Origin of the sequence: Zoogloea sp., from assembly GCF_041911615.1 — a bacterium.
In the GTDB taxonomy this organism is placed as follows: Bacteria; Pseudomonadota; Gammaproteobacteria; order Burkholderiales; family Rhodocyclaceae; genus Zoogloea.
This window is the reverse complement of the sequence record NZ_JAYROR010000070.1, coordinates 15437-29643: the sequence shown is the minus strand read 5'-3', so window position 1 is coordinate 29643 and position 14207 is coordinate 15437. Positions and strand designations below refer to the sequence as shown.

15 protein-coding genes are annotated in these 14207 nt (G+C 67.9%); 12 read left to right on the top strand and 3 right to left on the bottom strand.

Going from position 1 to position 14207, the window contains the following annotated elements; all coding sequences use genetic code 11:
- Positions 1-111: 111 nt before the first annotated feature.
- From ACE3P2_RS08215 to ACE3P2_RS08160, 12 genes are all read left to right on the top strand, one after another.
- Positions 112-693, top strand: coding sequence for a peroxidase-related enzyme (locus ACE3P2_RS08215; RefSeq protein WP_374263249.1), 582 nt, complete (start codon positions 112-114; stop codon positions 691-693).
- Between the two features lie 231 nt (positions 694-924).
- Entirely contained in the window at positions 925-1425 is a 501-nt protein-coding gene (napF, locus tag ACE3P2_RS08210; RefSeq protein WP_374263247.1) for a ferredoxin-type protein NapF, read from the top strand.
- Positions 1422-1721, top strand: coding sequence for a chaperone NapD (locus ACE3P2_RS08205; protein ID WP_374263245.1), 300 nt, complete (start codon positions 1422-1424; stop codon positions 1719-1721). The genes napF and ACE3P2_RS08205 overlap by 4 nt, the downstream gene beginning before the upstream one ends.
- Positions 1718-4279, top strand: a complete 2562-nt coding sequence (gene napA / locus ACE3P2_RS08200; protein WP_374263243.1) for a nitrate reductase catalytic subunit NapA — start codon at positions 1718-1720, stop codon at positions 4277-4279. Before ACE3P2_RS08205 ends, napA begins: the two co-directional genes overlap by 4 nt.
- A gap of 56 nt (positions 4280-4335) precedes the next feature.
- Positions 4336-5259, top strand: coding sequence for a ferredoxin-type protein NapG (gene napG / locus ACE3P2_RS08195; RefSeq protein WP_374263240.1), 924 nt, complete (start codon positions 4336-4338; stop codon positions 5257-5259).
- A gap of 3 nt (positions 5260-5262) precedes the next feature.
- Positions 5263-6138, top strand: a complete 876-nt coding sequence (gene napH, locus ACE3P2_RS08190) for a quinol dehydrogenase ferredoxin subunit NapH (protein ID WP_374263237.1) — start codon at positions 5263-5265, stop codon at positions 6136-6138.
- Positions 6138-6617 carry a nitrate reductase cytochrome c-type subunit gene (locus ACE3P2_RS08185; protein WP_374263234.1) on the top strand — a complete coding sequence of 160 codons (480 nt, stop codon included), beginning with the start codon at positions 6138-6140 and terminating at the stop codon, positions 6615-6617. The genes napH and ACE3P2_RS08185 overlap by 1 nt, the downstream gene beginning before the upstream one ends.
- A gap of 25 nt (positions 6618-6642) precedes the next feature.
- A complete protein-coding gene (locus ACE3P2_RS08180) occupies positions 6643-7293 on the top strand; it encodes a NapC/NirT family cytochrome c (protein ID WP_374263232.1) in 651 nt (216 codons plus the stop codon).
- A gap of 91 nt (positions 7294-7384) precedes the next feature.
- Positions 7385-8662, top strand: coding sequence for a hypothetical protein (locus ACE3P2_RS08175; protein ID WP_374263229.1), 1278 nt, complete (start codon positions 7385-7387; stop codon positions 8660-8662).
- A 161-nt stretch (positions 8663-8823) separates the two neighbouring features.
- Positions 8824-9249 (top strand): cytochrome c, encoded by a 426-nt coding sequence (locus ACE3P2_RS08170; protein WP_374263226.1) that lies wholly within the window; start codon positions 8824-8826, stop codon positions 9247-9249.
- A 28-nt stretch (positions 9250-9277) separates the two neighbouring features.
- A complete protein-coding gene (locus ACE3P2_RS08165; RefSeq protein WP_374263223.1) occupies positions 9278-10654 on the top strand; it encodes a cbb3-type cytochrome c oxidase subunit I in 1377 nt (458 codons plus the stop codon).
- A 228-nt stretch (positions 10655-10882) separates the two neighbouring features.
- Positions 10883-11194 carry a hypothetical protein gene (locus ACE3P2_RS08160; protein ID WP_374263220.1) on the top strand — a complete coding sequence of 104 codons (312 nt, stop codon included), beginning with the start codon at positions 10883-10885 and terminating at the stop codon, positions 11192-11194.
- Here ACE3P2_RS08160 and ACE3P2_RS08155 read toward each other — a convergent pair.
- Genes ACE3P2_RS08155 through ACE3P2_RS08145 form a run of 3 tightly spaced genes read right to left on the bottom strand, consistent with a single transcriptional unit; the run spans position 11173 to position 14207 of the window.
- Entirely contained in the window at positions 11173-12621 is a 1449-nt protein-coding gene (locus tag ACE3P2_RS08155; RefSeq protein WP_374263217.1) for an AAA family ATPase, read from the bottom strand. The two genes, ACE3P2_RS08160 and ACE3P2_RS08155, sit on opposite strands and share 22 nt — an antisense overlap.
- A 16-nt stretch (positions 12622-12637) precedes the next feature.
- Positions 12638-13579, bottom strand: a complete 942-nt coding sequence (locus ACE3P2_RS08150; RefSeq protein ID WP_374263214.1) for a phosphatidate cytidylyltransferase — start codon at positions 13577-13579, stop codon at positions 12638-12640.
- A 4-nt stretch (positions 13580-13583) separates the two neighbouring features.
- On the bottom strand, positions 13584-14207 hold the full coding sequence (locus ACE3P2_RS08145) for a lysophospholipid acyltransferase family protein (RefSeq protein WP_374263212.1): 624 nt from the start codon (positions 14205-14207) through the stop codon (positions 13584-13586).

Sequence of the window (14207 nt, the reverse complement as noted above, 5' to 3'; positions counted from 1 at the left end):
CTTTCGGCCAACCGGGGTGCCATTTCCGCCGACTTGCAGGGCCACCGGCGCGCAGCCGGGCGGCACGCCCTACACTGGCGCGCCCAACCCAAAAAAGACAGGAGACAACCGATGAGCCCGCTTCCGATCAGCCGCTATCCCGTTCCCGAACTGGCCGACCTGCCCGCCGACATCCGCGAGAAGATCCTCGCCGTGCAGGAAAAGGCCGGCTTCGTGCCCAACGTGTTCCTCACCCTCGCCCACCGCCCCGCCGAGTTCCGTGCCTTCTTCGCCTACCACGACGCGCTGATGGAAAAGGACGAGGGCCTCACCAAGGCCGAGCGCGAGATGATCGTCGTCGCCACGTCCGGCGCCAACGAATGCCTGTACTGCGTCGTCGCCCACGGCGCGATCCTGCGCATCCGCGCCAAGAACCCGCGCGTCGCCGACCAGCTCGCCACCAACTACCGCAAGGCCGAGATCACCCCGCGCCAGCGCGCGATGCTCGACTTCGCGATGAAGCTCGCCCTCGATTCGGCCGCCGTCGGCGACGCCGACATCGACACCCTCAAGGCCCACGGCTTCGACGAGGAAGCGATCTGGGACATCGGCGCGATCACCGCCTTCTTCGCGATGAGCAACCGCCTCGCCAACCTCACCAACATGCGCCCCAACGACGAGTTCTACCTGATGGGCCGTCTGCCCAAGGCCTGATCCAGACCGACGCATCCCGCCGGCCGGGGGCGCGAGCCCGGCATCCGGCGGACCGACACCGCGTCCGGTCCGCCGCGCCCGGCCCAGCCCGGCACCCCGCCTGAGACGCCCGACAGCGTGTCCGCCGTCACATCCGGCACCAACCGGCGCCATTCCTTCGCATAGATCAAGGTTTCGGAACGGACCGGGGGCTAGCATCGCCCCCAGTCCTGCCATAACCACGAGCCCATCATGGATGTTTCCCGCCGTCGTTTTCTGGGCGCCAGAGCGCCTGGCGCGGCGCCGTTCCGTCCACCCTGGAGCGTGGCCGAGACCGATTTCCTCGATCGCTGCCGTCGCTGCGACGACTGCATCAAGGCCTGCCCGACCGGTCTGCTGACCCGTGGCGACGGCGCCTACCCGGTGGCCGACTTCGCCGTGGCCGCGTGCACCTTCTGCGGCGACTGCAGCCGCGCCTGCCCGAGCGGCGCCATCGGCCGCGACACCGATACCCGGCCCTGGTCCTTCGGGGTGGTCATCGGCGAAGGCTGCCTCGCCGCGCAGAACGTCGAATGCCGCGTCTGCGGCGAAGCCTGCGACGTCGGGGCGATCCGTTTCCGGCCGCGCATCGGTGGCGTGCCGCTGGCGGCGGTCGACCTGGACGCCTGCACCGGCTGTGGCGCCTGCATCGCGCCGTGCCCCGTCGCCGCGGTGACGCGCACGCCCCCCTCTTCCACCCAGGAGCCCGCATGAACATCGTCAGTCTCGTCCTGCGCATCCATCCCGAAACCCGCGCCGAGGCCGAAGCGGCCCTGACCGCCTACCCCGGCGTCGAATGCCACGGCATGTCCGCCGACGGCAAGCTGGTGGTCACCGTCGAGGATGCCGAAGGCGCCGCCATGTCCGACACCCTGATCGCCCTGCACCGGGTACCGCAGGTGCTCGCCGCCACCCTGGCCTACGAGCACAGCGGCGCCCTGCTCGGCACCCCGACCGTTTCGAATCAACCGCAAGCATCGAATTCCCCCTGCGAGGAGGCTCAATCATGACCATCAACCGACGCGACTTCATCAAGACCCAGGCCATCGCCGCCGCGGCCGCCACCGCCGGCATCTCGGTGCCCGCCCTCGCAGCCAAGAAGGAGGACGCCCCGGCCCACGCCGCCGACAACGCCGCCGCGGTGCGCTGGGACAAGGCCCCGTGCCGCTTCTGCGGCACCGGCTGTTCGGTGCTGGTGGGCGTGCAGAACGGCCGTGTGGTGGCCACCCAGGGTGACCCGGACGCGCCGGTCAACCGCGGCCTCAACTGCATCAAGGGCTACTTCCTGTCCAAGATCATGTATGGCGAGGACCGCCTGACCCGCCCGCTGCTGCGCATGAAGGACGGCAAGTACGACAAGAACGGCGAGTTCACCCCGATCAGCTGGAACCAGGCCTTCGACGTCATGGCCGAGAAGTGGAAGGCCGCGCTGAAGGCCGAAGGCCCGGGCGCCGTCGGCATGTTCGGCTCCGGCCAGTGGACGATCTTCGAGGGCTATGCCGCCTCCAAGCTGATGAAGGCCGGCTTCCGCTCCAACAACCTCGACCCCAACGCCCGCCACTGCATGGCCTCGGCGGTGACCGGCTTCATGCGCACCTTCGGCATGGACGAGCCGATGGGCTGCTACGACGACATCGAGCAGGCCGACGCCTTCGTGCTGTGGGGCTCCAACATGGCCGAGATGCACCCGATCCTGTGGACCCGCATCACCGACCGCCGCCTCACCAAGACCGATGTGCAGGTGCACGTGCTGTCCACCTTCGAGCACCGCAGCTTCGAGCTCGCCGACAACGGCATGGTCTTCGTGCCCAACACCGACCTGGCGATCCTGAACTACATCTGTAACTACATCATCCAGAACAACAAGGTCAATCAGGACTTCGTCAAGAAGAACGTCAACTTCAAGATTGGCGAGACCGACATCGGCTTCGGCCTGCGTCCCAACAACCCGCTCGAGAAGGACGCCAAGTTCAACGGCTACCCCGGCGCCGACGGCAAGCCCAAGAACAACCCGAGCGACGCCCGCCCGGCCACCTTCGAAGACTTCAAGAAGTTCGTCTCGACCTACACCCTCGACTACACCGCCAAGCTCTCCGGCGTGCCGAAAGAGCGCCTGCAGAAGCTCGCCGAGCTGTACGCCGACCCCAAGAAAAAGGTCGTCAGCTTCTGGACGATGGGCTTCAACCAGCACACCCGCGGCACCTGGGTGAACAACATGATCTACAACGTCCACCTGCTGGTGGGCAAGATCTCCACCCCGGGCTCGGGCCCGTTCTCCCTCACCGGCCAGCCGTCGGCCTGCGGCACCGCCCGTGAAGTGGGCACCTTCGCCCACCGCCTGCCGGCCGACATGCTGGTGACCAACCCCGAGCATCGCCACCACGCCGAGGAAATCTGGCAACTGCCCGAAGGCACCATCCCCGACAAGATCGGCCTCCACGCCGTGGCCCAGAGCCGCGCGCTGAAGGACGGCAAGCTCAAGTGCTACTGGACCAGCACCACCAACAACATGCAGGCCGGCCCCAACGTCAACCAGGAGATCTACCCGGGCTGGCGCAACCCCGCCGCCTTCGTTGTGGTGTCCGACGTGTACCCGACCGTCTCGGCCCTGGCCGCCGATCTGATCCTGCCGTCCGCCATGTGGACCGAGAAGGAAGGCGCCTTCGGCAACTCCGAGCGTCGCACCCAGGTGTGGCGTCAACAGGTCAAGGCGCCGGGCGAGGCCAAGTCCGACCTGTGGCAGTACCTCGAGTTCGCCAAGCGCTTCAAGATGGAAGAGGTGTGGCCGGCCGAGCTGCTCGCCAAGAAACCCGAGTACAAGGGCAAGACCCTCTACGACGTGCTCTACGCCAACAAGGTGGTGAACAAGTTCCCGAAGAGCGACGTGCAGAAAGTGAACGAGCACGCCATCAAGGGCTACACCAACGACGAGGCCGAGGCCTTCGGCTTCTACGTGCAGAAGGGCCTGTTCGAGGAATACGCCCAGTTCGGCCGCGGCCACGGCCACGACCTGGCCAACTTCGACGTCTATCACAAGGCCCGCGGTCTGCGCTGGCCGGTGGTCGATGGCAAGGAAACCCTGTGGCGCTACCGCGAAGGCTACGACCCGTACGTCAAGGCGGGCGAGGGCGTGAAGTTCTACGGCCACAAGGACGGCAAGGCGGTCATCTTCGCGCTGCCCTACCAGGATCCGCCCGAGAAGCCCGACGCCGAGTTCGACATGTGGCTGTGCACCGGCCGCGTGCTGGAACACTGGCACACCGGCACGATGACGCGCCGCGTGCCCGAGCTGCACAAGGCCGTGCCGGAAGCCCAGGTCTTCATGCACCCGGACGACGCCAAGAAGCGCAACCTGCAGCGCGGCATGGTGGTCAAGGTCCAGTCCCGCCGCGGCGAGATGACCGCCCGCCTCGAAACCAAGGGCCGTAACAAGCCGCCGGTCGGTCTGATCTTCGTGCCCTTCTTCGACGAGTCGAAGCTGGTCAACAAGCTCACCCTCGACGCCACGTGCCCGATCTCGAAGCAAACCGACTTCAAGAAGTGCGCCGTCAAGGTGGTGCGCGCCTGAGGCAGCCCGCCTGGCGCGTCGCATCTTGGCGCGCCAGGCCCCCACGACACCCGATCATGACCACCGGCAAGCAATCCGCCCGCCCCCCCGCCCCAGGCGCCGACACTCCGGCGTCGGCGGCGCGGCGCAAGTTCATCAACAGCGTCGCCGCCGCTGCCGGTGGCGGCTGCCTGCTGGCGCTGGGGGCCGGACTCTATTCGCGCAGTGCGTCCGCCCTGCCGGCCGCAGCCCTGCGCCCGCCGGGCGCCCTGCCCGAAACCGATTTCCTGGCGGCCTGCGTGCGCTGCGGCCTGTGCGTGCGCGACTGCCCCTACGACACCCTGCATCTGGCCGACCTGGGCGACCCGGTCGTCGCCGGCACGCCCTACTTCACCGCCCGCAAGACGCCCTGCGAGATGTGCGAGGACATCCCCTGCGTGAAGGCCTGTCCCACCGGCGCGCTCGACCGCAGCCTCACCGACATCAACAAGGCGCAGATGGGCCTCGCCGCACTCGTCGACCACGAAAGCTGCCTCAACTTCCTGGGCCTGCGCTGCGACGTGTGCTACCGGGTGTGCCCCGTCATCGACAAGGCGATCACCCTCGAAACCCAGCACAACCCGCGCTCCGACCGCCACGCGATGCTGCTGCCCACGGTCCATTCCGACGCCTGCACCGGCTGCGGCAAGTGCGAGAAATCCTGCGTGCTGCCGGTCGCCGCGATCAAGGTCTTCCCGCGCCAGCTCGCCCAGGGCGCGCTGCCGGCCCACTACCGCAAGGGCTGGGAAGAAAAGGCCCGCCACGGCGGCTCGCTGATCGGCGACCAGGTCGAACTGCCGATCCGCGGCTTCGACGGCTCCACCGCCGGCCGCAGCGCCACCGAGACCGTGACGGCCCCCGCCGCCCCGGCGCCCGATCTGCCGCCCCACCCGGCGGCAGCCGGCGCCCCGGCTCCGCGCCCGAAGGCGCCCACCGGCATCGACTCCCACTGGAAGCCGTAGATCATGGCGACCCTCACGCACGCCTCCGCCAAGCCGGCCGACGCCGCCTGTGCCCCGCCGCGCAGCCTGTGGCAGCGCCAGCGCTGGCTGATCCTGCGCCGCGCCAGCCAGCTCCTGATCCTGCTCGCCTTCCTGGCCGGGCCATGGTTCGGCGTGTGGATCGTCAAGGGCAACCTGTCCTCGTCGCTCACCCTCGGCGTGCTGCCGCTCACCGATCCGCTGCTGGTGCTGCAGACCCTCGCCACCGGCCATCTGCCCTACGTGGCGGCGCTGAGCGGCGCCGCCATCGTCCTCGCCTTCTACCTGCTGGTGGGCGGCCGCATTTTCTGCAGCTGGGTGTGCCCGGTCAATGTGGTCACCGACGCGGCCGCCTGGACCCGCCGCCGCTTCGGCATCAAGACCGGCCGCGTGCCCGACGCCAACACCCGCTACTGGCTGCTCGGCGGCATCCTGGTGGCCGCCGCCGTCACCGGCCGGCTGGCCTGGGAATGGGTCAACCCGGTTTCCATGCTGCACCGAGGGTTGATCTTCGGAACGGGCGGCGGGCTGTTCGTGATCGCCGGCATCTTCGTCTACGACCTGCTCGTCGCCAGCCGCGGCTGGTGCGGCCACCTGTGTCCGATGGGCGCCTTCTACGGACTGCTCGGCAAGAAGGCGCTGGTGCGGGTGTCGGCCAGCCGGCGCAGCGCCTGCGACGACTGCATGGACTGCTTCGCGGTGTGCCCCGAGCCCCAGGTGATCCGCCCCGCCCTCAAGCAGGTCGGGCAGCAAAGTCCCCTCATCCTGGCCTCAGACTGCACCACCTGCGGCCGCTGCATTGATGTGTGCGACAAACACGTTTTCAAAATGACCCATAGGTTCGATCAAAGGAGCGAGTGATGAACAAGCCGACCTTCCAATCCACCCGCCTGCGCGCGGCTGCACTGGCCCTGTGCCTGGCGCATACCTTCCTTGCTCCCGTTGCCGCCGTCGCCGCTGGCGAGCCGGCCATCAAGCTCATGACCCTGCGCGGCGCCGACATCCAGGCCAGCGATCCCGAGGGCGAAGGCACCCGCTACGGGCGCGACCAGCCGCCGCTGCCGCGCGACTTCGTGCAACAGCCGCCGCTGATTCCGCACACCATCAAGGGCTACAACATCACCAAGAACTTCAACAAGTGCCTGGATTGCCACGCCTGGGCCCGCGCCAAGGAAACCGGCGCCACCAAGATCTCGGTGACCCACTTCAAGACCCGCGACGGCGAGGAGCTGTCCAGCGTGTCGCCGCGCCGCTACTTCTGCAACCAGTGCCACGTACCCCAGAGCGACGCCAAGCCGCTGGTGGGCAACACCTTCAAGCCCGGCACCGGGATGCGCTGACGCACAGATTAGGGAGTTCGGACAAATGGATACCAACAACAAGGGCCTGATCGGACGCATCCGGTCGATGGGCTGGGGCTTCGCGGCGATGCTGTTCGTCGCCGGCATCCTGTTCTGGGGCGGCTTCAACACCGCCATGGAATGGACCAACCGGGAAGAGTTCTGCATCTCGTGTCACGAAATGAAGGACAACGTCTACCAGGAATACCGCAACACCATCCACGCCTCGAACCGCTCCGGCGTGCGGGCCACCTGCCCCGACTGCCACGTGCCGAAGGCCTGGGGCCCGAAGATGATCCGCAAGATCCAGGCTTCCAACGAAGTCCTGCACAAGATCCTCGGCTCCATCGACACGCCCGAGAAGTTCAACGCCAAGCGCCTCGAACTGGCCAAGCACGAATGGGAACGGATGAAGAAGACCGACTCCCGCGAGTGCCGCAACTGCCACAACTTCGACAGCTTCGACTACGCCGAACAGGGCCGCCGCTCGTCCAAGATGCACCAGACCGGCCTGAACGAAGGCAAGACCTGCATCGACTGCCACAAGGGCATCGCCCACCAGCTGCCGGAAGTCGAACAGGCGATCGGCGCACCGAAGGATGGCGCCACGCCGGAAGAATTCCACCCGACGACGCCGAAGCCGGAAGAACCCAAGGCCGACGCCGCGAAGGGCTGATCGCGAGGTCGAGGAGACCGCGACGCCGGGCGGGACACGCCCGGCACGGGGAGTTCGGGGGCCGCAGACGCGGCCCCCGCGCTTTTGCGCCATGGCTACAGTGGCCGGCCCGGCGGTCGTTATCACCTTCGTCATGAGCCTGCTGAGCCACCTTTTCACCTATCACGCCACCCAGGCCCGCAGCCCCACCGAAGACTTCCTCACCGAAGCCTTCGCAGAGTGGCTTCGTCTCGCCGGCGCCGCTGGCCTGCTGCCGCGGGTACTCGACGAACTGCTGGCGCTGCCGCCCGGCCAGCGACTCCCCGCCGGCGACGACGGCCGGCGGGTGCGCTGGAGCACCCAGCACGTGATCGGACCGGGCTATCGCGGCACCGGCCGACGCCCCGATCTCGTCGGCCAGGGGCCCGGCTTCTTCCTGATCATCGAGAACAAGATCGGCGCTGCCTTCACGACCCACGAAGACGCCGCCGGCAGCACCGGCCAGCTCGAGCTCTACCTCGACTACCAGCAGCGCCGGGGCGAACCCGGCGGCGGCGTGGTCTTGCTGACCCATCACACCGACGCGCCCGCGGGCTGGCGGCAACCGGTGATCGGGTGGCCGGCCGTCCATCGCTGGCTGGTCGCCCTGCAGCCGGACCTGGCCCGCCGCCGCGACAGCGACGTCCTGCGTTACTGGAGCGGCCACCTCATCGCCTTCCTGGAGGATCACGCCATGAGCGGAACCCGCATCAACCTGTCGGACATCATCGCCCTGCCAGCCTTCGAACGGCTCCAGAGCGGCATGCAAGCCCTCGGCGAGCTGGGCCGCAAAGCCCTCACCGGCTGCGCTGGCGGCGACGCCTGGGCAGGGCTGCGCGTGCCCCGCGGCTGGACCTCCGGCGACTTCGTCGAGCCGGCCTTCTACGGGGCCCTGATGACCCCGGGCGGCGTGCGCGCCCACAGCGCCGACCTCGTGCTGTGGTGCGGCGTGCTCGCCGGCGAGGCCTATGTCGTCGCGCCGCACATCGGCGGCATCCCCGAACTCTCGGTGGGCCTGGCCCTGTGGGCGCCGACAGCCGGTCCGGACGACGCGGAGCTCACCGCGGTGGCCAGCACCCTCGCCGCCACGCTCGCCGAGGCCACCCCCAACATGACCTGGCGCATCGTCCGCCAGCCCAATCCGGCCGACGACGCACTCGGCGTGCTGGTGGTGCAGACCGACCTGTCGCTCATCGAACTGCACCGCCTCGCCGGCGAGGACTTCTGGGACGAGCCGGCGCGTGGCTTCTTCGTGGCCGCCACCGACGCCCTGCTCGCCGCGGCCGCTCCGCAGTGGCCCCGACTCCACGCACTGATCGGGGACGCGACAGCCGCCCCGGCAGACGCTTGAGCCCGCCCCGACGCCGCCTTACAGCCACCCGGCATGGGCCGGACGCCCCCCGAAACGGGGCGCCTGCCGTGCCTTGACCGCCATCAAGGACTCGCCCCCCCTCGCCGTCGCACCATCCCGCCCAAGCTGCGCCGTGCAGCGAAGCCATTCAGGGAGGTTCCATGAGCGGGACATTCACAAAATCAATGGCGCGAAACATCTTTTTCGGGGGCACGGTTTTCTTTGCGCTCCTGTTCCTCGCGCTGACCTTCGATTCGATGCAGACCCTGCCCAAGCGGGACAACCGGGCCAACCTGACGCCGGCTGTCGCGGCGGGCAAGAAGGTATGGGAAGTCAATAACTGCATCGGCTGCCACACCCTGCTGGGCGAGGGTGCCTACTTCGCCCCCGAACTGGGCAACGTCTACAAGCGTCGCGGCCCCGAGTTCATCAAGGCCTGGATCCAGGCCCAGCCCACGGGCGCCCCGGGTCGTCGCCAGATGCCCAATTTCCACCTGACCGAGCAGCAGTTGGACGATCTCGTCGAGTTCCTGAAGTTCACGTCCGAGATCAACACCGCCAACTGGCCGCCCAACATCGAAGGCTGATCGCCGATCTGAAAGGGAGCTCTTCACCATGCAATATTCCTCACAGTCGGTCGCGAAGCCATACTTCATCGCGGCCATCGGACTGTTCGTCGGGCAGATCCTGTTCGGCCTCATCATGGGCCTGCAGTACGTCGTCGGCGACTTCCTCTTCCCCGCCATCCCGTTCAACGTGGCGCGGATGGTCCATACCAACCTGCTGATCGTGTGGCTGCTGTTCGGCTTCATGGGCGCGGCCTACTACATGATCCCCGAAGAGACCGAGACGGAGCTGTACTCGCCGAAGCTGGCGTTGCTCATGTTCTGGGTCTTCCTCGTGGCCGGCGCGGCGACCATCCTCGGCTACCTGCTCGTGCCCTACGCCACCCTGGCGAAGTTCACCGGCAACGACATCCTCGAGACGATGGGCCGGGAATTCCTTGAACAACCGCTGCTGACCAAGATCGGCATCGTGGTCGTCGCGCTGGTGTTCCTGTTCAACCTCACCATGACCATGCTCAAGGGCCGCAAGACCTCCATCAGTCTCGTGCTGATGCTGGGTCTGTGGGGTCTGGCGGTGTTCTTCCTGTTCTCCTTCTACAACCCGTCCAACCTGGTCATGGACAAGTTTTACTGGTGGTGGGTGGTGCATCTGTGGGTAGAAGGGGTGTGGGAGCTGATTCTCGGCGCGCTGCTGGCCTTCGTGCTGATCAAGGTGACCGGCGTGGATCGGGAGGTGATCGAGAAGTGGCTGTACGTGATCATCACGCTGTCGCTGATCAGCGGCCTCATCGGTACCGGCCACCATTACTTCTGGATCGGTGCGCCGGAATACTGGCAGTGGTGGGGTTCCGTGTTTTCCGCGCTGGAGCCGATTCCGTTCTTCGCGATGACCGTCTTCGCCTTCAACATGGTGAACCGCCGCCGCCGCGAACATCCGAACAAGGCTGCGACGCTGTGGGCTCTCGGCACCGGTGTGATGTCCTTCCTCGGCGCCGGCGTGTGGGGCTTCCTGCACACCCTGGCTCCGGTGAACTACTACACGCATGGCACGCAGATCACCGCCGCCCACGCTCACATGGCCTTCTACGGCGCCTACGCGATGGTGGTGCTGACGATCATCAGCTACGCCATGCCGATTCTGCGCGGACGGGCCGCCAACAGCGAAAAGTCGCAGGTGCTGGAAATGTGGGCGTTCTGGCTGATGACCGTCGCGATGGTGTTCATCACCCTGTTCCTGACCGCCGCCGGCATCCTGCAGGTCTGGCTGCAGCGCTACAGCGCCACGCCGATCCCGTTCATGGCCGCGCAGGACCAACTGGCCATCTTCTACTGGCTGCGTGAAGGCACCGGCGTGATGTTCCTGGTCGGCCTGCTGGTCTACATCGCCAGCTTCTTCGTGGGCGGCAACGAGAAGCGCGCGGCCTGATCGAACAGCGTCACTCCGTCATATCCGAAACCCGGCGCAAGCCGGGTTTCGTGCTTTGTGGCGCACCAGAACGCAGCGGCAACGCCCCGCCGTGGTGCCTTCGAAGCCTGCTCGAGGCGGCCACCGGCCACCGCACCCGACATGACGAAGCGATTTCCCCGCCATCGGCCGGCGGGCATGACATTTGCTGCAGGTGCACAACCCCATCCCGCGCCAGAAGGAATCGCCATGGAATCCGAATCGCTCATTCTCGGTCTGCTCGGCCGCATCCACGTGCTGATGCGCCGGCAGGCGAACCGCATCACCGACGTCGAGTACATGCGGCACAACAAGGATTACGCCCGCGAGATCGTGCGTCTCGCCGACGCCACCGGCCACGCCGAACTCGTCGAACTCTGCGCGCGCCTGCGCCTGGCCATGCAACTGGACCCGCCGGTGGAGCCTGCCCCGGCACCGCGCGCCGGGCTGCTGGAACGGCTGCGGGCGGCCCGACCGACGGCCACCCACCCGGTCGAGCGCTACGTCGGCAGCCTGCGCTGAGCGTCCTCGGGCCCGGCGCGCGCCGGGAGCTCGTCCGCGTCGAGGTTTTCGAGCCAGTCGAGTTGCCGGTCGAGCACCTCGACTGTCGCCTCGGAGGCATCGCCGTGACGGGCCAGCAGACGTCGGCGCAGTTCATCCACTGGCGCCGAGCAGGCCAGGATCTCGAACGGGGCGCCGTGCACCGCGGCCAGCCGGCGGAAGGATTCGCGCTCGCTGCGCTTGAGAAAGGCCGCATCCACCACCACCGACCAGCCGGCGGCCAGCATCCGCCCAGCCCACGTTTCCATCGTCGCGTAGGTGCGGCGCGTGGCGTCGGCGGTGTAGATGCCGCCCGCCACCTCGGCGCTGCTGCGGGCCAGCGGCGCGAGGCCGAACAGACGCTTGCGCTCCACGTCCGAGCGCAGACGCAAGGTGGCGGCGTCGCGGTCGGCGCGCAGCAGCGCCGCACTGGCGGTGGTCTTGCCCGATCCCGACAGGCCGAAGGTGATCGTCAGCCGCGGCGGCGGCGGGCCGGCCATCGACATTGCCAGCGTCAGGTAGGCGCCGGCCCGGGCCGGCGCACCATCGAGAGCCGCCACTTTGGCGCGGACCAGCGCCCGGTAGACGGCATAAAAGCGCAGCACGTCCACCGCGTCGAAATCGCCGGATGCCGACAACCATTCGTTGAGCCACCAGGCGGCGAGCGCGGGCTGCCCGTGATCGAGCAGATCCACGTAGGTGAAGGCGATCTCCGAAGCCACGTCGATCCAACGCAGATCGGCGTTGAACTCGATGCAGTCGAAGGGCGTCACTCGCCCGTCGAGCAGGACCAGGTTGCCCAGGTGCAGATCGCCATGGCATTCGCGCACCCGCCCCGCCGCCTTGCGGGCGGCCAGGGCCGGGCCGATGCGGGCGAACTCGCACCGGGTCCAGTCTTCGAGCCTTGCCAGCGGCACCGCGGCATCTGGCAGCAAGGTACGCAGCGCGCGGAAGTTGTCGAACGCCTGTGCCCCGACCGCCGCCGGCGTGCCGAACGGCGTATCGACCCCGGCGACGGCCGCGTCGGCATGCCAGGCCACCAGTCGGCCGGCCAGTTCGGAGAGCTGCCCGAAGCCGAGCTCGCCACGGGCGCAGACGTGGTCAAGCCGCTGCGCCTCGGGGAAACGGCGCATCTGCACCGCCCACTCTTCGGCGTCGTCACCGGCCGGCACCGCCGTCACACCGAGGTAGAGGGCGGGTGCAAAGCGCCGGTTCAGGCGCAGCTCCTCCTCGCAGCAGAAGCGCCGCTGCGCCGGCGTGCCGTAGTCGAGAAAGGGCAGGCTGAGCGGCCGCTTGAACTTCCAGACGCGATCGCCGGCCAGCAGCAGCCACGAGATGTGGGTTTCGACGACGGTCGCGCCGAGCCGCGTGCGCAAGGCCTCGAGCCAGGCGGGAAGCGTCGGGTTCATGGACGGCACGGCCTCCTCAGGTCCACCAGTAGCGCACGATGTGGAAGAAAATCGGCGCCGAGAAGCTGATCGAATCGACCCGGTCGAGCATACCGCCGTGGCCCTCGATCATCGCCCCCCAATCCTTCACGCCCCGGTCGCGCTTGATGGCCGACAGCACGAAACCGCCGAAGAACCCCATCACATTGACGACCAGCGCGATGACGCCGGCTTCGAGCGGGGTGAATGGCGTGATCCACCACAACGCCGCGCCCACCCCGGTGGAGGTCAGCACGCCGCCGACCAGACCTTCGACGGTCTTCGACGGCGAGATCGCCGGCGACACCTTGTGCCGGCCGAGCAGCTTGCCCCACACGTACTGGAACACGTCGCTGGACTGCACGGTAAGCACCAGGAAGACGATCAGCAGCATGTTGCGCCCGGCGTAGCCGTCGATGTCGAGGATCAGGAGCGCCGGCACGTGGGACAGGCAATAGACGCAGATCATCAGCCCCCACTGCACCTTGGCCGCGCGCTCGAGAAAACGCGTGGTGTCGGCGCCCAGCGAGGCCGAGATGGGCAGCAGCAAAAAGGCATAGACCGGAATCAGGATCGCGAACAGGCCATACCAGTCGATGGCGACCAGCGCGTACTGCGCCGGCAGGAACACGAAGAACACCCACAGCAGGGCACGATGGTCGCCCAGGCGGGTGTGGGTGAGGGAGATGAACTCGCGCAGGGACTGGAACGAGATGAAGGCGAACAGCGCGATCACACCGCCCCTGCCTGCCCAGATGGCGACGGCGATGAGCAGGATCATCGCCCACCAGGCCTTGATGCGCGCGTTGAGGTTGTCGATGACGGCATGCGGCGCGCAGGCGGCGACACGCCACTTGAGCGCCGCGCCGATGGCGCTGAAGACGGCCAGCAGGCCGAAGATGCCGCCGAAGACGGCGATCAGGTCGGAGTTGGCGTTCATGGGATCAGTCGGCCGGCGGGGCGAGTTCGAGCAGGGCGGCGCGGGCCCGGGCGAGGAAGGCGTCGCGGCCCTCGCCGTCGATCTGCGCCAACGCCGGGCCGAAAGTGAGGGAGCACAGCAGCGGCACGGGAATCAGGCTGCCTTTGGGCATCACCCGGCCGAGGTTCTCGATCCACACCGGGATCAGCTCGGCCTCGGGGTGGGCCCGGGCGAGGTGGTGGAGACCGCTCTTGAAGGGCAGCAGCGCGTCACCCAGGTTGCGGGTGCCCTCGGGGAAGAGGATCAACGATTCGCCGGCGGCGAGGGCAGCACCCATCTGATCCACCGGATTGGGGCCATGGCGCTCGGGGCGGCGGTCGATGGTCACACCACGGAACACCCGGTTGATGAGAAAGCGTCGCAGCGGCGAGGTGAGCCAGTAGTCGGCCCCCGCCACGGGGCGGGTGAGACGACGCAGGTGCGGCGGCAGCACGGCCCAGATCAGCACGAAATCGCCGTGGCTGCGGTGGTTGGCGAAGTACACCCGCGGGCGGGCCAGGGGCTCGCTGCCCAGCCACAGGGCGCGCACGCCGGTGAGCAGCTTGGCGAAGCCGCACATCAGGCTGGCGGTGAGTCGGTCGAGGGTCAT